General features: G+C 44.2%; 22 protein-coding genes. 13 read left to right on the top strand and 9 right to left on the bottom strand.

Annotation, left to right across the window (positions count from 1 at the left end; all coding sequences use genetic code 11):
• Nucleotides 1-529: 529 nt before the first annotated feature.
• A complete protein-coding gene (locus tag MHN00_RS15725) occupies nucleotides 530-1,216 on the top strand; it encodes a hypothetical protein (RefSeq protein ID WP_239301722.1) in 687 nt (228 codons plus the stop codon).
• Between the two features lie 6 nt (nucleotides 1,217-1,222).
• Here MHN00_RS15725 and MHN00_RS15720 read toward each other — a convergent pair whose 3' ends face one another.
• Both MHN00_RS15720 and MHN00_RS15715 read right to left on the bottom strand, forming a co-directional pair.
• Nucleotides 1,223-2,377, bottom strand: coding sequence for an MFS transporter (locus MHN00_RS15720; RefSeq protein ID WP_239301721.1), 1,155 nt, complete (start codon nucleotides 2,375-2,377; stop codon nucleotides 1,223-1,225).
• Nucleotides 2,378-2,453: 76 nt separating this feature from the next.
• Nucleotides 2,454-2,987 (bottom strand): SRPBCC family protein, encoded by a 534-nt coding sequence (locus MHN00_RS15715; RefSeq protein ID WP_239301720.1) that lies wholly within the window; start codon nucleotides 2,985-2,987, stop codon nucleotides 2,454-2,456.
• A gap of 765 nt (nucleotides 2,988-3,752) precedes the next feature.
• Here MHN00_RS15715 and glgC point away from each other — a divergent pair.
• On the top strand, nucleotides 3,753-5,039 hold the full coding sequence (gene glgC / locus MHN00_RS15710; RefSeq protein WP_239301718.1) for a glucose-1-phosphate adenylyltransferase: 1,287 nt from the start codon (nucleotides 3,753-3,755) through the stop codon (nucleotides 5,037-5,039).
• 69 nt (nucleotides 5,040-5,108) lie between these two features.
• Here the strand turns inward: glgC and MHN00_RS15705 are convergent, their stop codons facing one another.
• A complete protein-coding gene (locus MHN00_RS15705; RefSeq protein ID WP_239301717.1) occupies nucleotides 5,109-5,921 on the bottom strand; it encodes an alpha/beta hydrolase in 813 nt (270 codons plus the stop codon).
• 71 nt (nucleotides 5,922-5,992) lie between these two features.
• The gene (locus MHN00_RS15700; RefSeq protein WP_239301716.1) at nucleotides 5,993-7,315 is read right to left on the bottom strand and encodes an MFS transporter; all 1,323 of its coding nucleotides are present in this window, start codon (nucleotides 7,313-7,315) and stop codon (nucleotides 5,993-5,995) included.
• 169 nt (nucleotides 7,316-7,484) lie between these two features.
• Between MHN00_RS15700 and MHN00_RS15695 the strand changes: the two genes are divergently transcribed.
• The gene (locus MHN00_RS15695; protein WP_239301715.1) at nucleotides 7,485-8,300 is read left to right on the top strand and encodes a thioesterase family protein; all 816 of its coding nucleotides are present in this window, start codon (nucleotides 7,485-7,487) and stop codon (nucleotides 8,298-8,300) included.
• A 39-nt stretch (nucleotides 8,301-8,339) separates the two neighbouring features.
• Here the strand turns inward: MHN00_RS15695 and MHN00_RS15690 are convergent, their stop codons facing one another.
• Nucleotides 8,340-9,185, bottom strand: a complete 846-nt coding sequence (locus MHN00_RS15690) for an HDOD domain-containing protein (protein WP_014976262.1) — start codon at nucleotides 9,183-9,185, stop codon at nucleotides 8,340-8,342.
• Between the two features lie 479 nt (nucleotides 9,186-9,664).
• On the opposite strand from MHN00_RS15690, the gene MHN00_RS15685 reads away from it, so the two are divergent.
• On the top strand, nucleotides 9,665-10,954 hold the full coding sequence (locus MHN00_RS15685; protein ID WP_239301714.1) for a glycosyltransferase: 1,290 nt from the start codon (nucleotides 9,665-9,667) through the stop codon (nucleotides 10,952-10,954).
• A 21-nt stretch (nucleotides 10,955-10,975) separates the two neighbouring features.
• On the opposite strand, the gene MHN00_RS15680 is transcribed toward MHN00_RS15685, so the two are convergent.
• A complete protein-coding gene (locus tag MHN00_RS15680; protein ID WP_110287960.1) occupies nucleotides 10,976-11,368 on the bottom strand; it encodes a SufE family protein in 393 nt (130 codons plus the stop codon).
• Between the two features lie 16 nt (nucleotides 11,369-11,384).
• Nucleotides 11,385-11,780, bottom strand: a complete 396-nt coding sequence (locus MHN00_RS15675) for a DUF2750 domain-containing protein (RefSeq protein WP_039227089.1) — start codon at nucleotides 11,778-11,780, stop codon at nucleotides 11,385-11,387.
• 317 nt (nucleotides 11,781-12,097) lie between these two features.
• Here MHN00_RS15675 and MHN00_RS15670 point away from each other — a divergent pair, with 317 nt between their 5' ends.
• From MHN00_RS15670 to MHN00_RS15650, 5 genes are all read left to right on the top strand, one after another.
• Nucleotides 12,098-12,817, top strand: a complete 720-nt coding sequence (locus MHN00_RS15670) for a hypothetical protein (RefSeq protein WP_239301713.1) — start codon at nucleotides 12,098-12,100, stop codon at nucleotides 12,815-12,817.
• A 183-nt stretch (nucleotides 12,818-13,000) separates the two neighbouring features.
• Entirely contained in the window at nucleotides 13,001-13,810 is an 810-nt protein-coding gene (gene xthA, locus MHN00_RS15665) for an exodeoxyribonuclease III (protein ID WP_187446438.1), read from the top strand.
• Nucleotides 13,811-13,853: 43 nt separating this feature from the next.
• Nucleotides 13,854-14,495 (top strand): energy-coupling factor ABC transporter permease, encoded by a 642-nt coding sequence (locus MHN00_RS15660; RefSeq protein WP_014949142.1) that lies wholly within the window; start codon nucleotides 13,854-13,856, stop codon nucleotides 14,493-14,495.
• Between the two features lie 111 nt (nucleotides 14,496-14,606).
• A complete protein-coding gene (locus MHN00_RS15655) occupies nucleotides 14,607-15,782 on the top strand; it encodes an FIST C-terminal domain-containing protein (RefSeq protein ID WP_343213223.1) in 1,176 nt (391 codons plus the stop codon).
• Nucleotides 15,779-17,221: an ATP-binding protein gene (locus MHN00_RS15650; RefSeq protein WP_014979053.1), complete on the top strand. Its 1,443-nt coding sequence runs from the start codon at nucleotides 15,779-15,781 to the stop codon at nucleotides 17,219-17,221. The genes MHN00_RS15655 and MHN00_RS15650 overlap by 4 nt, the downstream gene beginning before the upstream one ends.
• Nucleotides 17,222-17,245: 24 nt before the next feature.
• Here the strand turns inward: MHN00_RS15650 and MHN00_RS15645 are convergent, their stop codons facing one another.
• A complete protein-coding gene (locus MHN00_RS15645; protein WP_014949139.1) occupies nucleotides 17,246-17,809 on the bottom strand; it encodes a phosphoribosyltransferase family protein in 564 nt (187 codons plus the stop codon).
• A gap of 77 nt (nucleotides 17,810-17,886) precedes the next feature.
• Nucleotides 17,887-19,197, bottom strand: a complete 1,311-nt coding sequence (locus MHN00_RS15640; RefSeq protein ID WP_239301711.1) for a lipoprotein-releasing ABC transporter permease subunit — start codon at nucleotides 19,195-19,197, stop codon at nucleotides 17,887-17,889.
• A 192-nt stretch (nucleotides 19,198-19,389) separates the two neighbouring features.
• Here MHN00_RS15640 and MHN00_RS15635 point away from each other — a divergent pair, with 192 nt between their 5' ends.
• The 4 genes from MHN00_RS15635 to MHN00_RS15620 all read left to right on the top strand — a co-directional run bounded on the left by MHN00_RS15635 (nucleotide 19,390) and on the right by MHN00_RS15620 (nucleotide 25,899).
• Entirely contained in the window at nucleotides 19,390-19,992 is a 603-nt protein-coding gene (locus tag MHN00_RS15635; RefSeq protein ID WP_039227099.1) for a PilZ domain-containing protein, read from the top strand.
• A gap of 58 nt (nucleotides 19,993-20,050) precedes the next feature.
• On the top strand, nucleotides 20,051-23,548 hold the full coding sequence (gene mfd, locus MHN00_RS15630; RefSeq protein ID WP_239301710.1) for a transcription-repair coupling factor: 3,498 nt from the start codon (nucleotides 20,051-20,053) through the stop codon (nucleotides 23,546-23,548).
• A gap of 1 nt (nucleotide 23,549) precedes the next feature.
• Entirely contained in the window at nucleotides 23,550-25,301 is a 1,752-nt protein-coding gene (locus MHN00_RS15625; protein ID WP_239301709.1) for a CsiV family protein, read from the top strand.
• Nucleotides 25,302-25,383: 82 nt separating this feature from the next.
• Complete coding sequence (locus tag MHN00_RS15620; RefSeq protein WP_131136228.1) at nucleotides 25,384-25,899, top strand: cob(I)yrinic acid a,c-diamide adenosyltransferase; 516 nt, start codon at nucleotides 25,384-25,386, stop codon at nucleotides 25,897-25,899.
• Nucleotides 25,900-25,944 lie beyond the last annotated feature (45 nt).

Raw genomic sequence — 25,944 nt, 5'->3', positions numbered from 1 at the left:
CACCGTTTATGTAATGGGTGTCTTTATAAGTTTATAGGCACAAACTCAAAAATACATTCTTTCACGCTCAGCAAGTTAACTTTGCAATGGATGTCTCTTCAAATATTCATTGCTTTTCAGCGAAAAGTCTTACGTTGGGTGTCTCTTCTAAAACAAAACAAGTCCATCGGTCAGGTCACAACTGAATATTCACAATGCTAAGGTCACACAATGACTAATTACCTTGCATTTATCTAACATGGCTCAAAGCAGAAAATCCCTCATTAGTTTAAAAGATACACCCTACTATCATTGTATATCTCGCTGCGTGCGCCGTAGCTACTTATGCGGGTACGACCGAAACAATAGAATTAGTTACGAGCATCGAAAATCGTGGGTAGAACAACGGCTGTTATTTTTGAGCCGGGTATTCGCGATAGATATTTGTGCATACGCTGTTATGAGCAACCATGTCCATATCGTTTTATGCGTGAATAAAGAGGCAGCGCTCTCATGGTCATTACAAACTGTGTTACATCAATGGCATAAAATGCACAAAGGAACCGTACTTACTCAAAAGTTTATGAAGGGCGAGATCTTGAGCGAAAGTGAGTATGAGACAGTTAAAAGTACTGCTGATGTGTATAGAAAAAGGCTCTACGACATAAGCTGGTTCATGAGAAATTTAAACGAGTATATTGCGAGAAAAGCAAACGAAGAGGACGATTGTACTGGTAGATTTTGGGAAGGTCGCTTCCGTTCACAAGCATTGCTAACAGAAAAAGCTCTACTGTCATGTATGGCATATGTTGACTTAAACCCTATACGCGCAAAGGTCGCAACGGGCTTACAAGACTCATATCACACAAGCATTAATAAAAGATTGAACACGAGTATTTCACAAAACAAGACAATAAAAGGGTTAATGCCATTAAAGAGCCACCAACGATGTAGAAACACTCGCGGCTTAGATTTAACGTTGAATGACTACTGCGATCTTCTCAACCAGTCAATCGAACTGTTGCGCGACACCGATTCGACAGCCGCTCAAACGAGCCCCATTCAACAAGTAAAACCTCTTGGTGTATGCCAACATCATTGGCATCACATTATCAGTGATTTCGAAAACGTGTTTTCAGTCGCGGCAGGAGACGGTTCATCTATGCGGAAGTTCCAAGCAAATACTAAAAGAAAACGAATGGCCAAAATATCTTCGGCAGCGATATGCTTTGACTAAACCATTCTACTTCTCGTCAGGTAAGATAACAGTAGTGATAATTGCCAGTAACAGCATACCAGCCATAATATAAACCACTGAAAAGGTTAAAACAGAGGTTAATGCAGCGTAAAGTGCACCGAATGCTAATAAAATCATACCTATAGCCGTGTTTGAGAAGCCAACCAGCTCTGTTCTTTCATGGCCTTCTTTAACATCTAAACTATATGTCTTCCGTCCGGTTCTTACGCCAGCATGGGATACCGATAACAAGAAAAACAACAGTGCAGAGGTTACAACCGTCGTCGCTTGCAACGTAAGTAAACCAATACATGAAATTATTGCGAGTAACCCTGAAATTTGAAGGGTTAACTTTGCGCTTTTGTCTGCAATCTTTCCCCAAATTATTGATGATAGAAGAGCAGCAGTTGCTTCGGCTCCAATATAAATAGGAAGCAACTCTTTTACGTCTCCATTTTTTTCTATCATGAAATAAGGCGCCACCAAGGCTGAGTGAACGAAAAGCCCTCTTACCAAAATGAATTTGTAAACCGTGGCGTCGAAGTCAATACTAAACGCTTTCTCCTCTTTATCACCCACATCTACCGTCGTTTTAACAGGCCATACACATATAAGGGTCAAAACAAATGATAAAAGACTCCCGCACAAGACTATCAGCAGTACGTTCGAAGAAAGAGAGCCGTCATAAATTGCCAAAGGTATAGCGATAACAAGGGTGACCATGCCTGAAACGGTAGATGCAATTCCGATTAGATTACCCCGCTCACCTTTCTTAGCTACGTCAGCCTCCATATCTTTCACGGTAAGAGAACAGGCAGAGCGACCCAGGCTCAAGAAGACAAGGGAAATAAGTATCAAGGTACCCGCCAAGCCCCCTGAAAATAAAATGACCGCGAGCAGCATACAGAAAACTGAAAGCGTTTGTGTGAGCATACCGACACGCCAAACCAAGTGCCGCTGAGTATGTTTTCGAAGATAAATGCTAATAAGTACTTGAGGCAGAAGCGCGCCCGACTCTCTAATTGGAACCAGCCAGCCTATCATCCAAACTGGTGCGCCGATGCTAATAAGAAGTGCGGTCAAGGTTGTTTTAGCAGAGATCAGTAGGTCGGCTAGTTTATTAAGCGAAAGGCCTGTAATAAGTAATTTTTTTTGTTTCATGGAAGGTAAGCATGCACCGCAATTCGATTGAACATATACGGTGCACTTATCCAGTCAGATCAGAAAGTTATATGCCCTACCCAGCGTTTTCAGCGAGTATTTTAAGATTTTCTAGGCCCATTTCGAAATCCGGACCAATCATGCTGTCTATCATCAAAGCAAAATATTTGTTTATAGGGTTATTGTCTACCGAGCCTTCATCTCTCCAGGTTACAAGAGAACCATTTTCTGTGGGCTCAATTTCTACGACGCCCGATGAACCCATGTCAAAATCGGGAAAATATAATCGGTACATCACACGTCTGTTATGCTCTAGTTGAGTAATCTCCATTTCTCCATTTCCCTCGGTTTCACTTAACCACTCGGAACGCATCCCAATAGCCCTATCAGGCCCTGAATAATCAAGTTTCATATCGGGATCACGCTTGAACCATACGCCCCATTTCTTCCACTCTTTCAAATCAACGACATAGGGATATATTTCTGATGGCTGAGCATCAATATTAATTGTTCTTTCAACGCTGTAATCTTTAGGAATAAAAAAGCTTGTTGCGACAAATAATACGATAACAACACCTACGACCATTAAGAGTTTTTTTAACGCTCCCATCTGAGACTCCATAAAAGAATTGACTCTTCAAATATAACATTTAATTAACATTTGTCACTTAAAGATCTTTCTTGCTCATTTTACTGTTAGATAGACACCCATCCCGTCATGTTTAACGCAGTTGAAAGCAAATTTATACTCAACATAACTATTATTGAGCCTTCTCTTTCGCGTTACCGAGAAAGGACACTCAGCAATAAAACCTTATGATGCATGAAGTAACCACTTCGTTTATCGAGCAAAGTGTAGACTAACTTTCTACAGTTTAAAAATGGGTGTCTACACAATGACTTGCTTTGATCGAAGGGCTTTTCTGGACGCGCATGATGAAATTGAGTTGTGTGTCTCGCTAACTTTTTTATCGTCAAATTTACTAAGTAACTAACTCATAGTAGCGATGGGTGTCATGCTAATACTTTAATTCTAGAAGCCTATTCCAGCTTAATAATAAGAGATAAGGGTGGGTGTCTTTGTAAGAGCAACAGTTGAATGCCATTGGATGAGATTAAGGGAATTAGGGTGGGTGTCTCTGTAAGGGCGAGAGCCCCCCAACCTACAATTTTTTAAAAACATTTACCATTTCATCACAAAGCATGAAAATCGCGCTGTCATTCTAAATTATCTTGTGTAATATGGATTTAGGTTATCAAGAATGCCTGTTCAATCAGGCCTATCATGCATAGCGCAGTCAATCGCAACACTTCGTTTTCTTTTTATATTTCTATCGATACACAGTTGTCGCTTTATTACAGGAGTTTATAGGAAATGGCAGATCAAAGTTCTCGTTACATCAGTAACCTTACTCGCGATACATATGCGCTCATCCTCGCGGGTGGTAAAGGTTCTAGACTACACGAGCTCACTAATTGGCGAGCCAAACCGGCACTTTATTTCGGCGGTAAATTTAGAATTATCGATTTCCCGCTATCAAATTGTGTTAATTCAGGTATCCGTCGAATAGGCGTGGTTACCCAATACAAGTCGCATTCTCTTATTCGTCACTTGGTTCGCGGTTGGGGTCATTTCAAAAAAGAACTTGGCGAATCTGTAGAAATCCTACCCGCTTCTCAACGTTTCTCCGACAGTTGGTATGAAGGAACCGCAGACGCGGTCTTCCAAAACATAGATATCATTCGTGATGAGCTTCCAAAATATGTCATGATCCTTTCAGGCGACCACATCTACCGCATGGACTACGGTGATATGTTGGCCAAGCACAAAGAGTCTGGTGCCAAAATGACGGTTTCATGTATGTCGGTGCCCTTGGAAGAAGCTGCAGGTGCGTTTGGCGTTATGTCGGTTGATGAAAACTATCGTATTAACGGATTTGAAGAGAAGCCAGCTAACCCTACTCCACTTCCTAATGACCCAACGCGCTGCTTAGCATCTATGGGCAATTACGTGTTTGATACAGAGTTTTTATTCGAACAATTACGTGTTGATGCTGAAAATATGGGCTCGCAGCGAGACTTCGGTAAAGACATCATTCCATCAATCATCGCCGACCACCCTGTATACGCTTATCCTTTTGAGAAAAGTGGCGGAGACAACGCCTATTGGCGCGATGTAGGTACTATCGATTCATTTTGGGAAGCCAATATGGAAATGGTTGCTCCTGTACCTCAATTGAACCTCTACGATAGAAAATGGCCTATATGGACATACCAAGAGCAACTGCCACCAGCAAAATTTGTTTGGGAAGACCACGACAGACGTGGTGAAGCGATTAACTCCGTAGTTTCTGGGGGCTGTATAATTTCAGGCTCTACACTTCGTTCATCTATTTGCTTTTCCAATGTACGCGTACATTCCTATGGCCTTATTGAAGACGCCGTAATTCTTCCTGATGTGGAAATTAAACGCCATTGCAAGCTGAAAAAGGTGATTATCGATCGAGGTTGTGTCATTCCTGAAGGAAGTACAATCGGTTACGATCACGAGCAAGACAAGGCACGTGGGTTCCGCGTATCTGAAAAAGGCGTGGTACTGGTGACGCGAGAAATGTTAGGTCAACCCGTGGGTGGACTAAGCAAGCCTAGAAAGCACGACTAACTCATTTATCCTAATGTTATGGCGAGATTGATTTTGGCGTTAAAGCGCTTAAATCAATCTCTGTAATATTTAATTCGCCTCATTACTCCACTGCGTTAATGTACGCTCAATAAAGCTCGCTACCTGCTCAGGGTGTTCTAGTGGAAACATATGGCCACCATCGAGCACGCTATGCTCAATAGCGTTATGCTTCAGAAGCCGCGAGTACATTTCTGGCTTACACACGTTACTTTTGCTTCCTGTCGCCAATACGGCCGGACACTTAAGCTTTCCTTTATATTTACCCAAATTGTGCGGAACATTGCGAAACAAATCAGCTTCTACTTCTGCACGAAATGTGAGCGAAATATTGTCCCCCTTCAAGGCGGTTACAGATTTTACATAATCGCGCACGCATCGTTTATCCATATCCCTAAACAATGCTTTGCTGTGAAAGTACGCCACCATATCGGTATTGCTTGGCCAACTAGTATTGCGTGTTTGCGCAAGTTTCGCTGGCGTAAGCTTGTTAATTAACGGCGTGTGTTTCGCGAATTTAAAAAAGTAACTTAACGGGCCGACAACAAGTGGCGGATCGAATAAAATGATGCCTCTGAACAGCTCTGGCGCTTCGCAAGCCGCCATGTAGGTAATTACAGCACCAAATGAATGCCCAATACCATACACGCCTCGCGGATCCTTGTTCTCTTTTTTTATATGGTTGATAAGTTCTTGAACTTGATTGCGCCAGTTACCATTCACAGGAAGCTGAGGATCGTGTCCGAAGCGCTCAACATGAAGACGGTGAAAGTGATCAGGTAACGCTGAAAACATCGCATTATAACTACCTGCCGGAAATCCATTTGCATGGGCAAAATGAAAACTCAACTCTGACGATGTCACCAATACACTCCTTTATACTCAAACAACAAAGGGGCTTTAAATCAGCCCCTTAGCATGAAAGTTCGATAATACTATAAGCCTCTGGCTTCTGCCATTTCCCAATCTTTGACAATCTTCGTGCTCGTCCACAAGAACACGGTAATAGAAAGCGCGTAAGGAACTACTAGGTAGATGAGTGACTGTCTCAATGCCTCAGTCTCGCCTAAAGATGGCACCAATGCTTGGCTAATAATACCAGTCAGCGTTGGGCCACCGCCCAGAGCAATGATGTTCAATACAAAGAAGAACAACGCTGTCGACATGGCTCTTACGTTTATTGGAGCTAGTGTCTGTGCCATCGCAAAACTTGGGCCTAGGTATGAACCACTGGTGAATAACAACAGCGCCATGAGCCCTACTGATAACCACAAATCTTGCACTTGTAACGATGCATAAAATGCCGGCACACCAATAATAAGTGCGATAGCGGGCAATAACGCATAAGCTTTTTTATTGTGCTTACCCCATCTATCAGCAATATAGCCTCCTAGCCATACACCGAGCGCATAGGCGGTGCCATTGATAATGCCAAAAACGATTAGCAACTGTGTAATATCTAAACCCGCAAAGGCACGAACGTAGTAATCAATTACCCATGTCGATATGGCATAGTTACCGAATGATCCAAAGGAAATACCCAGTGCCATTCCCCACCACGTCGGAATTTTCAATAGCATCTTGAGGGACGACTTTACACTCGGCTTATTCGCATCATCTGCGCTTGGTAAAGAGACCGTTCTGGCAGGTTCCTTGACCGTGAGCTTAAGCAAAATAGCCAGTAACACCCCTGGAATACCCACGCTGTACATTACCGTTCGCCAGTCGGCAGAACCGCCCTGTAAAAAGAACGCTGATGCAAAAAACGCAAGCATGACGCCAAAAGGAATACCTAAAGAGTATATTGCGAGCGCGCCCGCGCGTTTTTCTTTAGGGAATAAGTCAGAAATAATACTGTGGGACGGTGGACTACCACCCGCTTCACCAATGCCGACACCAATACGTGCTATGGCAAGCTGCATGTAATTGGCAGCTAACCCAGATGCAGCGGTAAATCCACTCCAAAGCGTTAGAGAGATCGCAATGATATTAACGCGGCTGTACCTGTCGGCAAGCCATGCAATTGGGATCCCCATCACGGTATAAAGTAGCGCAAAGTAGATGCCTTTAAGCCACCCAAGTTGGGCATCATCTAACCCCAAATCGGCTTTGATAAAAGGAGATAGAATCCCAATGATTTGCCTGTCTATAAAGTTAAAGGCATACACCAAGGTTAATATGAATAGAACGTAATTCCGGTAACTTCTAGATGCTCCTGCTTCTGCAGCGGGAATACCTTCAACGTGAGTATGGGCCATAACAGTCCTTTTGAGTGACAATAGCCCAGTCTATGCATTAGGCAAAAAAATAAACAACTAATTGTTACTTATTTGTTAACATAACGAAAATTTCTAACTGAGGCTTTTCGTTCTATAGCGCTTAAGGTACGATGACAAACACTTAACTCATCAGACCAGACAAGCAAATATGACAGTAGATGAATTGCTCAATATTCCTCAATTATCTCAAACTTCGGAAAACACATGGAAAGTTGATGGACTAGTTATCCCTAAAACGTGGGGACAGGGACGAACTGCGTTTGGAGGAATTTCTGCCGGTATGCTTTACACCGCAGTAAAGCAGCAAGTCACTGATAACCGCGTGCTGCGCTCTTTTACCACTAACTTTGTTGGTCCCCTATCTCTTGAAACGCCTTTTTCTATAGAAGTAACGCTACTTAGAACAGGGAAAAACGTCTCTCAGTTCACCGCTCATGCTATTCAAGACGGCAAAAGCTGTGTTTTTTCGCAAGCCTGTTTTGGTGTTGCGCGTCAGTCAGGTATTCAAGTTGAGAATACAGATACACACGACATGCCTCAGCCGAATAAAGCAAAGTTCATCCCGCAAATACCTAAAGTTACACCTAAATTCTTACGCTATTTTGATTTGGCAATTGAAGATGGCGGCATTCCATTTACGCGCAGAAAAACCAGCCATTATCACGGCTTTATGCGCTTCAAGCAGCCCCCCGAAACCATCACTGATGCACATATCATTACTATGATCGACGCATGGCCACCTACACTTTTACAAATGATGAAGCTTCCGGCACCAGCCAGTACAGTAAGTTGGAACTTAGAATTTATCCATCCTCACAAGCCGGTAAGCCCGACAGACTGGTTTGCTTATAAAGCTCACACAAGACAAGCTGCAGATGGTTATGGCCATACTGAAGCGACGATTTGGGATAAGGATAATGAAGTGATTGCCATCAGTAGACAAACCGTAGCGATTTTCGACTGATCGCTACGGCATTTCGAAAAGCACGTTAAAAACGTTACTTTAATACAGCATAAACGCGTTAGGGTTAAACAGGGAAATTACCGAAATACACTGCAGGTTGGTTATATCTAGCGCGTCTTCTAAATCTTCGCGATTAAGCGACAATGCCTCATGCAATTCTGGCTTTAAGTTGTGATAACTCGGGTAGATCTCAGGGTTAACGTTATCGAGTGCCAACACATAAGAGAGTTGTAGAATCTTCTCATCTGTAGAAGCAGACTCCTCCTCTTCTTTGTGGATACTGGCAATTGGCGTATAAATAGAGCTTGGAATATCCCACTTTTCAATTAATCTTGCCGATAATTCCGCATACGTGAACCCTAGCACTCCAAATTGAAGTTCAGCAGGACTTACTCTGGTGTTGAATGCCTGACAACGGGTTGCCGACTCAGGCAAAACCGAAACGGTTACCAGCTCGCCTATGTTGTGAAGCAGCCCCGAAACAAAGAGTCGCTCAGGCTCACGAATATTGCGCATATCGGCAAAGTACTTTGCCAGAAGACCGCACGATACACTTTGCTCCCAAAACTTGTCGAGATCGATACGTTGACCGTCTACATCACTGAATGCTTGGCTTACGCCATAAGCCAGTGCCAAGTCGTAAGTGGAGCGAGTCCCCACTACCTGGATGGCTCTTGTGACGGTGTCTATTTTATTAGGAAAACGATAGAGCGCTGAGTTTGCTACTCTTAGCAATTGCGTTGCCAATGACGGATCGAAAGCAATAATATCGCCGATGTCGTCAATGCTTGAAGCTTCATCATCCATACAAGCTTTAAGTCGAGTTACCGAATCAGGTAAAACAAAGAGGTTTTCCGCTTTCGAAACTAATTCATCTAAATTCATTCGTGCACTCTCTTTCATGCCGCCTTTGTCAATATAGCGTTGAAGGCACCTCCATTCGCCTTGTGTCCATTAAGGTATAGGCACAAAAATGTAGTTGGTCAATAAGTATCAACTAGTAAAAAAGTATGATTTCTTTACTAATCATTAAGTTAACCTGAAGCCTTGATACCGCGGGGCTCATTTTCAATTTGAAAATCTTGCTTTACGCTGAACATCAACAATCCACGCAACGCCGCTGATACGCACTACACTCGTGTATTCAGCGCATCTCTGGAAGGCCTGTATTATAGCTTTTTGCCCCTTTTTACATACAAATAATTCTAATACACAGAAAAACTTAGGGTAATTACCTATAAGAATTAGATTTTCTAAGGAACACTTGCTTTTGTAATGACCAATTCAAATTTATGGTAGTATTTGCATACTATTCACTATGCCCTTGATGGCATAATTCTTAAAGCAAAAGTTGTAATCCATCCATGTTAAATGTCGTTGTTATCGGTTATGTGTGGCCTGAGCCAAATTCTTCGGCCGCGGGCCAAAATATGTTAGCTATTATTAAGCGTTGCTTATCTGCCGATTTCAATGTGACATTTCTGACCGCTGCCACCGATAGCGACCATAAAGAAGACCTTACAGCATTAGGCGTTGATGTGCATTCTGTGGCATTGAATTGTAGTTCTTTTAATAGCCAAATAGCGCATATAAAGCCTGACGTTGTTATATTCGACCGCTACATGACAGAAGAGCAATTTTCTTGGCGAGTAAAAGAAGCGTGCCCAGATGCACTTCGAGTTTTAAACACTGAAGATTTGCACAGCCTGCGTCAGGCTAGGCACGAAGCGGTAAAACAGGACAATGATGCTCGCCTTGCTCAGTTAAATAGTGAATTGGCGCAAAGAGAAGTTGCAGCAATACTAAGAAGCGACCTTACATTAGTAATTTCAAAACGAGAAATGGCGCTTTTGACGGAACATTACGGTGTACCTAGAGCGCAGCTCCAATACCACCCTCTTGTCGTAGGAAAAACCCCCCTCGTCACGCTTCCTTTTGAGGAAAGAGCGCACTTTGTTCATATTGGAAACTTTCGCCATGCGCCTAATTGGGACGCGGTCCTGCAACTAAAGCAAAGCATATGGCCTGAGATAAGAAAAGCCCTACCTAAAGCAGAATTGCACATATACGGCGCTTACCCGCCTAAAAAGGCCACCCAACTGCACAACGAAAAACAAGGCTTTTTGGTAAAAGGTTGGGCCGAAAATGTGGAATCTATAATGTTGAGCGCAAAGGTGCTGATTGCTCCTTTACGATTTGGCGCAGGCATTAAAGGCAAACTAATTGATGCGATGCGCTGCGCTACTCCTAGTATCACCACGTGGGTAGGTGCAGAAGGTATCACCTCAACCAGTTCAATCATTGCTAATAGCAATATACAGGAAATCGATGCTCCAAAGCAGCTAGCGCAATGGCCTGGTGCGCTTTGTAGCGCGAATACAACTGACGCAGCGGTTATTCAAGACTACGTCAGACAAGCTGTGGCACTTCACAATGATAAGTCTACGTGGGATAGCGCTAGTAACTTAACGGCGACAATACTTAGCTCATTTGAAAGCGAACAGCCAGAAGTGCCGTTAATTGAAAGAATCATAGGTTTAAAACAGTCGCTTAACACGCATAGAAACGGTTTATTTATGCAAAGCTTGTTGTGGCATCAAACACTGACAGCGAGCAAGTACATGAGCCAGTGGATTGAAGCAAAAAACAAATAACGGCAGCCACTAGTTTAGCGGCTAGATGCCCTTTAATTTAGCTATTACAGATTTAATCCCGTTTCCACGGGACTGACTTAAGTAGCGTTCCAGCTGACAGCGAGACAAATATCTCTCAAAGTCGAATTCACTGCGCTGCTGCGGGGTTAACTCGTTTGCTTTTTCTAACAATACTGCAAGCACGCCGCGAATCACTTTGCTAGGCGAGTAAGCCATCAAACTGCCTTGTTCGTCAGAAGTGGCGAGCCATACCGGGCTTTCACACCCTTCTACTTCTGTTTCAGCCAAACGTTTTTCCGCTGGAAGCGGGACAAGCGATTTACCCGCAAGCATCAGTGTACGAGTAAAATCGTCCCACCCTTTCGCGTTAGCCAAAGATGAAGCCAGAGGAAGCAAAGTTTCGAGAGAACTCATGATCTCTATACCTTGCTTAATTTCCGCTAAGCTCTGAGGCTAAGTCATCTGCAGTCATAACTAGGTTTTCAACATCACTCGTGGTGGGGAACATTACTAGCTCAACGCCATTCTTATCAAGGCCTGGCAACCAAGTTTGCATAAACTCATCGAGTGTAATATTCACGCATTGGCCTTCAATTTCGTTTATATCTACAAACTTTTGAGCTAAATCGTGATGCGGGAATACTGGTAGCTGAACGCTTTCACCACCTTCAAACATCACAAAACCTTCACTACCTTGCACCATCCAAATTTCATTTGCTTTTGCAATATAGCTCACTACAAGCTCTTGTCGGTCTTCTGCACTTAGCTTCATCGCTTGCTCGATAACCGCATCACTTAATTTGTCTGCAACTGTTTCTGGAAACACGTTATTTCACCTATCTCAAATTTTGCGGCAAGTATACCTGCCCCAGTAATAGGCGCAATGCAATAAACGTTAAAAAAGCCCCCTCGGCTAACACACTTACAAAGACACCCATCCATAGCTCTTCTTCATCATCAAAAACATTATTAAGAAGACGCCCAAGTTTACCCCTGAAATTACGGGAATCACTCCCGGTTGTAACTCGATCAGCCATTACATTATTAACATTGACATTTTTCGCCCGTTACGAAGACACCCATGATAAAGTTAGAGCAAATCATTCAACGCTGTGAAAGCTTAAACGCAAAGACCTTTACCTCATGCGCAATCTATTTACTGCTCTTAAGCAAGACACCCATGCCAACCACGCTATCTTGGAAAATACCTTTCCCTTCTCTATGTACCACAAAGATAGTGACTTTAACCATGAGGCCTATCTTGCCATCCTTAACATCATGAGGGTGTTTCACCAAACAACAGCAGCAACCGTAAAACAGGCTGCACTCCAGACCCCTTCCCTTAGCCGCATCGCCTCAATGCTCAATAGCGAAGCTGTTCTACTAGCGCTTAACAATGACACCCACGCGTTGTCGTCCGCAACACTGTCTGCTCAACAACGTTACAATGACACCCATGCCAAGCTCGAACCTACTACAAGAATAAAAAACAAAGATGAGCCAGTCTTAAACGCCCAGGCTATCGCACAGTTAACTCCTTGCTCCAATTCAACCACCAGCCATGCCATCGCAGCCATCTATGTATGGTTGGGCTCATCAATGGGCGCCAACATTATTGTTAGGCGGTTACAAGCCATGACGTTAGATATTCCTACCGAGTATTATCAAGCGATGGCGGGATGTGCCAAAGCATGGGTGTCTTTCAAACAAGAAGTAGAAATACTCTTACCCGAGCTCGGCCTAGATAATGAAAGCTTTGTTAAGAACGCTGTGCAAGACGCAAATGCTTGGTTTGAGTTTTTGATTTCACTCGGCAAGCGCACGGCACCAAATGCCACTCCCTACCATGAGGCAAGCGTGTGATTAATGGATGACTAAATTTATGCTAATGACGAGATTCTAATACACAGCGATTTCACCATTAGCTATAAATAAACTTAATCTAGCCAATCGACTGAATGCATTAATATAGTGGCAAAACGTCGTTAAGCGGCCGCGCAGTTTCTGGTAAACTCTAGCCAAATTCGAAGCAACCACTAAAAAAGCATGAAAGTAATCTCATTTAATATAAACGGTATTCGCGCTCGTCTACATCAACTTCAGGCGGTTATCGACGCACACCAACCCGATATTATTGGCTTACAGGAAATTAAAGTTCACAACGAACAGTTTCCGGTAGAAGCCGTTGAGGCCATGGGCTATCACGTTTATTTCCACGGACAAAAGAGCCATTACGGCGTTGCTTTTTTGGCGAAGAAAGAGCCGCTTTCTGTGTCGATGGGTTTCCCAACAGATGACGAAGACGCCCAACGTCGCATGATTATTTTAAAAACCACCGATGATGCTGGCGAGCCCGTTACCGTTCTAAATGGTTACTTCCCTCAGGGCGAAAACGAAAAGCATGAAACCAAGTACCCAGCTAAGCGTAAGTTCTACAAAGACTTAATGACTTATTTAGATGATAACCACACACCAGATGACAACGTGATTGTTATGGGCGATGTCAACATCTCTCATACAGACTTGGACATTGGCATTGGTGAAGACAACCGCAAACGTTGGCTGAAAACTGGAAAATGCAGCTTCTTGCCGGAAGAGCGTGAGTGGTTGAACACAGTAATTGACTGGGGCTTTGAAGATAGTTTTCGAACACTCAACCCAGAGACAAACGACAGGTTTTCATGGTTCGATTACCGCTCAAAAGGATTCAACGATAATCGTGGCCTTCGCATAGATTTGATTTTGGCAACAAAACCTCTTCATGCAAAGTTACATGACGCCGGTATTGATTATGAGCTGAGAGGCATCGAAAAGCCGTCTGATCACGCGCCTATTTGGGCCGAGTATAAAGGGTAAACAGTACTAAATACTGCTCCCCGCCATTAACTAAGGAGTAAAAGTGAGTTCACTACAACTGCTAGCATTGCTGATTTACGGTGTATTATTACTCGGTGCGGTCAGGCATGTGGACTTTACTCATTTTGCGAGTAACAAGCAGCAGCAACACCTTATTTTTGGTACTGCTGCTTCGCTTTTCGTTCTCTGGTTGTTTAAAGCAGGCATCTTCGAGGGCCTAGATGTTCATTTTCTAGGCCTTTCAGTTTTGACATTAATGCTCGGCTTTAGAAACGCTATTATTGCATCGTTTATCGCGCTATTAGGCGCAAACGCAGTCGGCTACGGAAGTTGGGAAAACTTTGGCGTTAACGGGCTACTCGGCACCGTTGTACCTATTGGCATAACCTATCTATTTTATATGCTTTCTTTTCACCGTATCCCTCGACAACTTTTCGTGTACATTTTTGTTTGTGCCTTTTTCCCTGCCGCTCTTTCTATTGCATTAAAGACGCTAACGCTCGGCGCATTTTATTACATTGAAGGTACATATACTTGGGACATCATTTTTGACAACTACGTTTTGCTTATACCACTTTTGGTCTTTCCTGAAGCTCTGTTAAACGGTATGGCGATAACGCTTTTAGTGATCTACCAGCCAACGTGGGTTTATACCTTTCACGACAAGTTTTACCTCGATAATTAAGTTCTCTTCAACACAGTTACTGTAACTCGTGTAACTCTTCAACTAATGTTTAATAAGCTTTTCCTAATTTCAATCTATTATTAAAGAGTATGGTTGAGTGGTAAAGGCCGAATGTATATACAAACATTTTCGTTGGAGTGTAACGACGCACCTAGTATGGCGTCCGAAATAGATAGGTTATTTAGTGAAAATACACCTTCACTCGTTATTGGCTACGGCAATGCAGACTTACCTTTTAACGAGCTTCAACATGGCCTTAGCGCGTTTACCGCGCCTTATTTCATTTCCAGCTCTTGTTTAGGAGCGCTACTTTGCGACGGCAGTACCGTTGACGCGGGGTGCCAGTTAGCGCTTTTTTGTGTGAATGACGATGGTGGAGCCTACGGCGTTGGAAGTGCAGACGCCTCCTGCTACAGCGCCTTTGAAACTGGCGCCATCGCGTTACAAAATGCGCTAAACAATGCGGGAAGACCTTATGAAAGCCCAGCGTTAATTTGGTGTGCGTTGCCGCCAGGAGAAGAAGAAAGAATACTTGAAGGTTTCGCCAGCATTGTAGGGACTCAAGTTCCTATTTTTGGTGGTTCAATGGCAGACAACACGGTTTCAGGCGACTGGACAACCGTTACAAAGGATGCGTGTGGACCACACACTGTGGTAGTTGCAGTTATGTATCCCTCTACTCCATTAGGGGTGAGTTATAGCTCAGGGTACAAGCCAACCGATACCCTATTTAAAGCAACGAAAGCGAAAGGACGCCAACTACAACAGCTTAACAATAGCGGTGCAAGCACCGTTTATAACAAAGCGACCAATAACCTTATCGCTCAACAGCTATACGGCGGTCAAATTTTAGGACTAACATCGTCAGCACCGCTAGGCAGACCAGTAGAATTAGACAACGGTGCGGTGAATTACCTTCTGTGCCACCCCGATTCTGTCGATGAAAGTGGTGCACTACATGTTTTTTCAGAAGTAGAAGAAGGTGAAGAGTTGGTGTTGATGGAAGGTAGCATTTCTAGCCTTACGTCTCGTGCAGAGCGTGTGATAAACAATGCGGTTATGTTGCTGCCCGAAAACAGAAAGCCTGTTGGCGTACTAATGATTTACTGCGCAGGATGTCGCTTGATGGTTGGAGACGAAATTAATTTCATGCTGAATTCGCTGCAAGAAAAATTTCCAGCATTACCTATTTGCGGCCCGTTTACTTTTGGCGAGCAAGGGCGCTTTTTAGATGGCAAGAACAGACACGGCAACCTTATGATATCAGCGGTAGTGTTCTCTCAATGAATAAAGATTACGAAAATGTTTTAGAAGATCTAGCGCTTGTTTACCGCCTTAAACAGCAGGCTGAGGCACATAAGAAAGAAAGCGATGCTTTGCTAGAAGGCACTCGCGTATTACTTACCGCAGAGGACGAACAAGACCTTTATAAAAAAATGTTTAGTGTGTTCAAAGGACTGTATAATTATCAAGTTTGCTTTGTTCTTGAGAATGAAAGCGCTGGCAAAATGAGGTGCATTAACAGCACCCATCCACCGCTACTTAACACCGTATGGCAAATCGATGACACACTCTCCCGTGCGGTTAAAAGTGAGCCTATAGCATTATTCAACATTAAGCAGCAAGCGACGTGGCAACGCCACCTATCTTTGTTCGACACGCCCGTCACCTCCGTACTTTATTGTCCATTTAAAGTACATCAGCAACACGCAGTTATTGTGTTTTGCCATCAAGCACTGGGTTATTACACCCAAGAATTTGTGGATATGGCTAACAGATACCGTACCTTTACCGAGCAAATGGCCATGGGGATGCAGGCTAAGTTAATGGCGCTTGAAACGGTGAGGTTGAAAGAAGAAAAAGCCATTGTAGAAAAAAGCCTTATCGATTCAGAAAAAATGGCATCGCTAGGTTTACTTGCCGCTGGTGTTGCCCATGAAATTAATAACCCTGTTGCTTTCATTAATAGCAACATTCACTTTTTACGGAACGTGCTGCCTGCGCTATCGCAAATGCAAGACATCGTCTTACAATTGGCAGCTAGCGCAACCGACGATGAGAGGCTGAAGGTAGCTGAAGCTGCGAAACAGTGGAAGGTTGAAAATAAGATTGATTCATTAAGCGACGAAATTGCAGATATTTGCAGCGAATCAGAGGAAGGCCTAAATAGAGTTACAGACATTATCACCAGTCTTCGCTCTTTTTCCCACGATGCAGATATTCCCGATGATGAAACCGTAAACGTGAACGACTGCATAGCTCACGCCTTGCGATTAGTAAACAGTGAATTGAAGCACCGCATAAAGATTCAACAGCACCTAAGCGATGTGCCTTTAATTAAGGGAAAAACAGGAAAATTAAACCAAGTATTAGTCAATTTATTCGTAAATGCTGCGCAAGCGATGGAAGATGGGGATAAATTAACTATTTCTTCGTTTGAAGAAAAAGATCACACCGTCATAACGGTAAAAGATACGGGCTGCGGTATAGAAAAACATGCCCTTCAAAAGCTCTTTGAACCGTTTTACACCACCAAACCAACCGGCAAAGGCACTGGGTTAGGACTTTATATCTCGTTCTCCATCGTTGAAGCGATGGGGGGAACCATTAGCGTAGAAAGTGAAGTAAACGTGGGCACCACATTTACCCTATCTTTTCCAACAAAGTTGGAAGATAAAAAAACCGCACAAGCGTGCGGTTTAGATACGTTTGACAGCAACTCCTAGTCGCTTATATCAAGCAATTACTCACTACTTTTTGAACAAAATGTCCATAACGTCAGCCAGCTCGCCTTTGCCTTCACGAATTTCTTCTTCCGACAAACCCGCAATTTCATGAGGGAAAACTAGCCATTCATCACTTTCGTTAACGTAATAATCTGGCACGATGTCTGTTGTGTTGTTTTGCGGCTTGTACCACGGACATGCAATGCGAATATCTTTAGGCATGTTCAAACGCATTAGTTTATTAATTTGCTTAATAAGTGCATCTACGCTGCGGCCTGAATCGAAAACATCATCAACAATCAACAACTTGTCATCAGCATTCGCGTTTTCTACCAAGTAGTGTAATCCGTGCACACGGATCTCTTTCGATTGTTTGTTTATTCCGTAGTAAGACGATGTACGTACTGCGATATGGTCGGTTGACGTATTCTTAAATTCAAAGAATTCTTGAACCGCGATACCAATGGGAGCACCACCACGCCAGATACCAATAATAAAGTCAGGGCGAAAGCCGTCTTCATACACCTTTGCCGCTAGGCGAAAGGAATCCTGTAGAAGCGATTGCGAGGTGATAAAATTCTTGTTCATGACGTCTCACTGGGCAAAATTTAAAAGACCGCGAGTATAGTGAATTTTGCACTAACTTGCACGGTAAATTCAGCGATTTATTCGTTTTGGAGCGCTTGCGATGGTGCAATTTTCATCGCTTTGCGCGCTGGATAAACGCTGGCTAAAACACACAGTAGCAAAGACAGCAAAGCAATGCCTGCAATTTGTACAACGTCCATTTCAATTGGCAGCCCTCTACCGTCTGCCGCTAAGGCTAACGGCGACCCGATAAGGTCCAAAATGTTATTTAATTGGAGCGTAATCACTACGCCTAATACTAGACCAATGCCAGCGCCTTTAATGCCGTTAAACAAACCGTTTAACACAAAAATCCACATTACTGAACTGGGTAACATACCTTGAGTTTGGAGTACTGCGATATCGCCTTGTTTTTCCGTTACCACCATTACCAGTGCCGAAACGATATTAAATGCCGCTACCGCGATAATAAGCAGCAACATGAGTGTCATCATGTTCTTCTCCATCTTGACGGCATCAAATAGCGGCCCCTGACGCTCACGCCAAGTCTTCATATTATTTACAGAGACACCCACCCTATCGGTGAGCGCGCTAACAACTGCTTGATAGTTAAAAGCGTCATTTAAAAATAGCCGGAGGGATTGTTCGCTGCCTTTAGGATCTCGCATTAAGCGGTTCACATCCTTAAGATTCATATACATCACTTTGTCATCCATCTGCGAGCCCATATCGAAGACACCCACCACGGTTACAAGCCGTTGACTTGGCATTCTTCCAAAAGGTGTATACACACTTGCGCCTGCCACCATAACCCGCAATCGGTCTCCAACCCGCGCTTCAAGTTTAATGGCAAGTGAGCGCCCAATAATGGCAGCAAAACTCCCCTCAGTTAAATCGCTAAATCGCCCCTGTTCCATGTGGCTTGCTACCAAAGTGTGCTCAATCATTACTTCAGGTTGAACACCGTGAACCTGAACACCACGCAAGTCCGAGCGAGACTGCACTACTGCTTCAGCTTCCCTGTAAGCCATAGTGGCAACAACGCCTTCGATGGGTGTCTCGCTAATTTCTTTTAAAGTCACTGCCTGCGTTTTTTCTGCAGTTTGCGTGGGTGTCTCTGTAATTGCGTTTTCGTTGGATGTCCTGCTAGGGTTCTCGCTTATGATGGGTGTCTTTGTAATTTCAATATGGGGGACAATGCCTAAGATGCGCTGTTTTAGTTGACCTTCTAGGCCGTTCATAACAGACACAACGATAATGAGCGCCATCAATCCCAGTGCAATACCCGCCACTGAAAATCGATTAATGAATGAAACAAAACTGGTTTGGCTTGCTTTGTTAGACTTGGCATAACGATAAGCAATGAATGCAGAAAGAGGATAAAACATAGCGCCTTGCTTTTCAGTAATACGGTAATCTGCCTTATGTTTAGCTATGCTTAATGAATGAGAAATTCAGATAAGTAGCCCAAAGACGAGATGACGGGTTAACCCCAAAATAGTAAAGTGGGTATACTACGTGTGATCGGTATACTACTTATAAGTTACTAACTGCACAAGAATTAGTGGCAGAGGAATGATGTGAGCGAACTTAGCCTAGAACAAAAAAAAGCCCAATTCGATGAATATTTTTCTATCGCACATCGCATAAACGCCAATATGCGCCCGTTAGGTGAAGACGAAGTAGTGCCTGATGAAGAAAACTTAGAGGAGTCGATGCCGTATGCATTTCGCATTGCCAGCGAAATGGCCGCTATTGAAGCACAGGCAATTCGTCCGCTTCGCAACCTAAGTGATCATGCTGAGTCGCTGGCTGACTACTTAAACCATCAGTCTCGAAAAATTGACTTGATGATGTCGTTCGTTTTGCACCAGCAAGACGAGCCAGAGTTTCGCTTCAAAACAGTCAAACTGGGTGGTGGCGGTGTCATTATTGAGTCAAAAGAAGCATTGGATGTGGGCGCCAAAGCGGAACTTAAACTTTTCTTGGATGCCGAAGCTGCAGCAATATTTTGTTTTGGCGAAGTAATTACTTGCGAGCAAGTAGAAGACCGTTACCATATCGCCTTTATTTTTAACACCATTCGAGAGCAAGACCAGGAGCTTTTAGTTCGCGCTAGCTTGCATATTCAAACGCAACAGCTAAGAAAACGGGCAAAAGAAAAAAAAGCGGGATCTGAATAGACCCTAACATAAGTATATAAGCCGTAAAACTCATCTTGCACTTAAAAAACAGGACGTCATGACAGCCACTTTATTATCGCTTCCATTACCTGCGCCTAAAAAAGAAGCCTCATCACAAGATCACAAACACTGGGGCCAACTTCAAGGCAGCAGTGCCGCACTATGTATCAGCCAAGCACTCAGCCAATACAAAGGCCCTATTGTACTGATTACCGCCGATACACCGTCGGCAATGAAGCTCGAAAAAGAAATAGCCTTCTTCTTAAGCGATAATACAAAGCATACACCTATTACTCTGTTTCCAGATTGGGAAACACTGCCCTACGATTCGTTTTCGCCCCATCAAGACATTGTTTCTCAGCGATTAGAAACCCTATTCCGCTTTACACAGCAAGGCGAAGGCATATTCATAGTGCCTGTTAACACGTTAATGCAGCGTTTAGCCCCTACCGATTATTTAGCAAAGTATTTGCTTATGCTAAACAAGGGCGACACCTTAGATAGAGATCAGTTCAGACGCAATCTCGAGCAAGCCGGCTACCTGCATGTTAGTCAGGTAATGAGCCACAGCGAATTCTCGGTGCGCGGCAGCATCATCGACCTTTTTCCGATGGGAAGCGACCAGCCATTTCGAATAGACTTGTTTGATGACGAAATCGACTCCATCCGCTATTTCGATACCGAAACCCAACGCTCTGGCGAGGCTGTTAACGAAATTCGCTTGCTACCAGCACGAGAATTTCCTACAGACAAAGAGGCAATCACGCTTTTCCGCCAGCAGTTTTTAGAAAAGTTCGACGCAAACAATGCATCTGAAAGCGTATTTTCTCAGGTAAGCAAGGGCACCATGCCGAGCGGTGTGGAATATTATCTTCCCCTCTTTTTTGAAAAAACCGCTACGCTTTTTGACTATCTTCACCCTAAAAGCCTGCTATTACTTCACGGTGATGTGCAAGACGCCAGCGAATTTTTCTGGGCCGACGTACAAGAACGTTACGAGCAGTATCGTTATAACTTAGCACGTCCACTGCTTGCACCAGACGAGCTATTTTTACCTATAAATGAGCTATTTGGTGCCATAAAACAGTGGCCTCGTGCATCTCTTTCCAGCAAGGTACTTGAAGAAAAATCAGGTACTAGCAACCTACAGTGTGAAAAGCTTGACGACATCGCGATTAACTCGCAGAAAAAAGTACCTGCTGAAAGACTCATTAAAACGGTAAATCAAGCCACTGACAACGGGGCTAAGGTACTGTTTTGTGCTGAGACCCAAGGTCGCCGAGAGGGTTTACTTACGGTACTTGCCAAAGCGGGCATCAAACCAAAGATTGTTGATAGCTTTAGCGATTTTATCGCAAGCCACGACAACCTTGGCATTACCGTGGGTATGGTTGATAACAGCTTCCGCTGGCAAACCCAGGAAGGCGAACTGTTATTTATTACGGAAACCGAACTATTAGGCCAGAAAGTAAGTCAGCGCCGTCTTCGCGATAAACGCACTGCCACCGACGAGAGCGCCATTATCCGCAACCTGGCCGAACTTTCTATTGGTCAGCCTGTGGTGCACCTCGATCATGGTGTTGGCCGTTATTTGGGCCTTCAAACGTTGGACGCGGGCGGCGTAGCAACCGAATATTTGTGCATCGAGTATGCCAAGCAATCTAAGCTTTACGTGCCTGTGGCGTCGCTTCACTTGATTTCACGCTACACTGGTGGCGATGCCGACAGCGCGCCAGTTAGCGCCCTAGGTTCTGACGCATGGACAAAGGCCAAGCAAAAAGCCGCCGAAAAAGTTCGTGACGTGGCCGCCGAGCTATTAGATGTGTATGCCCGCCGCGCAGCTAAGCCAGGTTTTGCGTATAAAATTAACTGGGACGACTACCAAGCCTTCTCAGACAGCTTCCCCTTTGAAGAAACACCCGACCAAGCCCAAGCTATCGCTGCGGTTATGCACGACATGGGCAGCCCATCGGCTATGGATCGCCTCGTGTGCGGTGACGTAGGTTTCGGTAAAACCGAAGTTGCCATGCGCGCGGCCTTCCTTGCAGCTAATGCTGGTAAACAGGTTGCTATTTTGGTGCCCACTACCCTACTGGCTCAGCAGCATTACGAGAACTTTAAAGACCGTTTCGCGGCATGGCCGTTTGAAATTGAAGTGATGAGCCGTTTTGTAAGCGGTAAAGCGCAAAAATCTGTGGTTGAGCGGATCGGCGAAGGCAAAGTAGATATCGTAGTTGGCACACATAAACTGCTGTCTAGAGATATTAAATATAAAGACTTAGGCCTTGTGATCATCGACGAAGAACATCGCTTTGGCGTGCGTCAAAAAGAGAAACTTAAGTCCTTACGTGCCGATGTAGATATCTTAACGTTAACCGCTACGCCTATTCCTCGTACGCTTAACATGGCGTTATCAGGCATGCGCGACTTATCGATTATTGCCACAGCCCCGGCCCGTCGTTTATCAATTAAGACCTTTGTGCAGCAGCGTAATAAAGCCGTTATTCGCGAAGCCATTATGCGTGAGATACTGCGCGGTGGTCAGGTTTACTTCCTTCACAACGAAGTGGATAGCATTGCGCGAACGGCCGAAGAAATCGCTGAAATCGTTCCTGAAGCCCGTATTGCAGTGGGTCACGGGCAAATGCGCGAGCGTGAACTTGAAGGCGTAATGAGCGACTTCTACCACCAGCGCTACAACGTACTTGTGTGTACTACCATCATTGAAACAGGTATCGACGTACCAAGTGCGAATACCATTATTATGGATAGAGCCGACCATTTAGGTTTAGCGCAGCTGCACCAGCTTCGTGGTCGTGTGGGTCGCTCGCATCACCAAGCGTACGCCTACTTATTAACGCCTCACCCAAAGCGCATGACCAAAGATGCAGTGAAACGATTAGAAGCAATATCACAGCTTGAAGATTTAGGTGCAGGTTTTGCGCTTGCTACCCACGATTTAGAAATTCGTGGTGCCGGTGAGCTGTTAGGCGACGACCAATCGGGGCAAATAGCGAGTATCGGTTTCAGTTTGTATATGGATATGCTCGATAAAGCCGTTAACGCCCTTAAAGAAGGTCGAGAGCCTTCATTAGACGACGCGACCTCGGGCCATACCGAAGTTGAATTGCGTATTCCAGCCCTATTGCCTGAAGACTATATTGCCGACGTTAACACTCGCCTATCGCTATATAAACGTCTGGCCAGCTGTACGTCGCAAGACGACATTGATGAATTCCAGGTAGAATGTATTGACCGCTTTGGTCTATTGCCAGAGCCAGCTAAAAACTTGATAGAAGTGGCTGAAATTAAACTAAAAGCCCAGGCGTTAGGCATTCTAAAAGTAGACTTGTCGGCCCAAGGCGGTACCATAGAGTTTAAAGAAACCACTAAGGTTAACCCAGGCTATATTATTAGTTTGGTGCAAACCAAACCAAACACCTTTAAGTTTGAAGGAAGCCAAAAACTGCGTTTGGTGAAAAAGACCGAAACAGCTAAAGAGCGCATCGCGTTTATTAGCGATATTATTGCCGATTTTGCAAAGGAGTCGCGGTAACATGAAGTTATCTCGCTGGTGCCCGTTAGTTGCATCAATAAGCGCCGTTTTCTTAACGACAATTTCAACTACAGCTAACGCCAATGACAACTGGTGGTTCGATGTGGAAGTTATTGCGTTTAAGCGCAACGTGGCACTAACTGAGTTAGAAGAGCAGTTTTCTTTGGCTGACAACTTGTCAGCCCCTCGCGCTCAGGCAGACATCATTAGCGATATCATTTCGCCTGATATAAGCTATCTAAAACAAGGGTTAGCCGTTTGCGGCGCTGATACATCAATTAAGTGGCCTAGCAACGGACTTTTGAGCGTGCCCGCAAAAGATGTAGATTTCTTGTCGCTGTCTAAAGATAACAGTTCGCAGTACGGTGACATGTCTCCTAACTCTTACTCTGAAGACGCGGGCTATGGATATAATGAAACATCCGGCTTAACAGCCAATGAGCCATCTCCTACACCAGACGTAGCGAGTCAGGCACAAAGCGAAACCATTAATGGCGATGAGTATGGCGCTACTTATTCTTCAACAGAATCCGACTATAGCGATAGCCTTGACTACTCAAATGAGGGGTTCATCACTGACGACGTCACACCCGCTCCTGATGCTGCAACCATCGCCAGCTATTGGACGTCTTTCTTCGGCGTAAAAGATTCCTCACCTGTCACGGTGCCTGTATTTAAATACTGTGAAGAAGCGAAGCCATGGCTTAGCGCTGAGGTAACCAATGCACTTAACGTTATTGTTCCAAGCGACAACGAACTAATCTCAGGCGTTTCGACAAGCGAGAGCAAGTCTAGAAGCAGCGCGCTTCAACCTGTAATCGTATGGAAGGTGAATCAGCCGGATAATAGGCTACCCGCTCCAGCAAGTTTACCTATTATCATTGAAGGGCACGACTGGCCGCTTGCGTCAAAAGCGCATCTGCTTACCAGTAATCAGCAAGCACTGTCTTCAATTTCTCGCCAAATACGCTCTAATCGCGAGCTAGAACGCTTGTTTCACGCAACCTGGCGTCAGCCAGTTATGTTTGGTAAAAACAAAGCTTTCAACGTGCGTCTTTATGGTGGGCAAAACTACGCGCAGCAGTTTGACTTGAACGGTGATATGCGAGCTTCAAAACACGTTGATAATGTAAACAGTGAAACTGACGATTCCGCTCCAGAGTTTGGTTACGGCTCTACCTCCGCTCTTACTGATAATGGTGACTATAGAAATACATCGAGCACAGATGAAAACAGCCTAAGTGATGTAAGTACTGCTTTTGAAGCTGATAAAACTGCAGCGCAAGGCACTGATCAATTTCTTGCTGTTTCAGATATTTTTGCCGATTTGGACCGCCGTTTGTCAAACCCACAGGCTATAGAGTATGGCGCATTTAAAGCGCTTGATACGCCGATTATTGTAGAGCAAGGTGAAGATGACACTACCGACGCTTCGTTAAGAACCCCCATTTGGGAAATTGACGGCACTATCAAAGTATTTCTTAAGTATATTAACCGCGTACCTTACCTTCATGTAGATGGCGAGATGTTTTATCGCCAGCCGGTGCCAATGAGCTACTTCAGCAGTGAAGATGACAGCTCTGGTAATGCTGCTAAGCCCCGTCAAGCGACATCAACAGCGTACAAACTGGTTTCGGTTCCGTTAGCTGAGCAAAGACGTGTAATCAGTACGCAACTGCATTATTTCGACCACCCGCTGTTTGGTTTTGTAGTACAAATTCGTCGCTACAATCGCCCTGACGTTAGTGAGTGATTTAAGTAAACGCTTAGTGTAAGTGCTTTGGTTTTAAATACAAAAGACAACATTTGCGATTGATAGAGAGATATAGGTTTTTATGAAGATTTACACTCGCACTGGTGATAAGGGCAGCACGCAAATTTACGCTGACAAAGCCGTTCGTGTAGATAAGGATGATTTAGTAGTACAAAGCTACGGCGATATGGACGAACTCAATAGCCATATCGGGCTACTCGCAGCGCATGTTACTGACAAACATAAGCCAATGCTCCAGGACATTCAGCGCAACCTGTTTCAAGCTGGCTTTGCTATTTCAGCAAGCTCAACGCTGACAAAAACTGATATTGAGAACCTAGAAAGCCTTATAGACAATATTACCCGTCAAATGCCGCCTAATACGTCGTTCGTGCTGCCTGGCGGATGTAAGGCTGCTGCCCAGGCTCATGTTTGTCGCGCAGTATGCCGCCGAGCTGAACGTGCTGTCATTAGCCTATCTAAACATTATGACGTGCCAGAAGTGGTACATGCTTATTTAAATCGCTTAAGCGATTTTCTCTTCACTTTTGCGCGATTTATGAATGTAGAAGCTGGCGTAGAAGAAGTACCAGTATAAGCAAACGGCATTAAAAACAGAAAATGAAAAACGGTAGTTATAAAA

Source organism: Alteromonas sp. Cnat2-8 (assembly GCF_022348355.1).
Lineage (GTDB): Bacteria > Pseudomonadota > Gammaproteobacteria > Enterobacterales > Alteromonadaceae > Alteromonas > Alteromonas macleodii.
The sequence above is the reverse complement of the archived record's forward strand: the minus strand, read 5'-3'. Positions and strand labels throughout refer to the sequence as shown.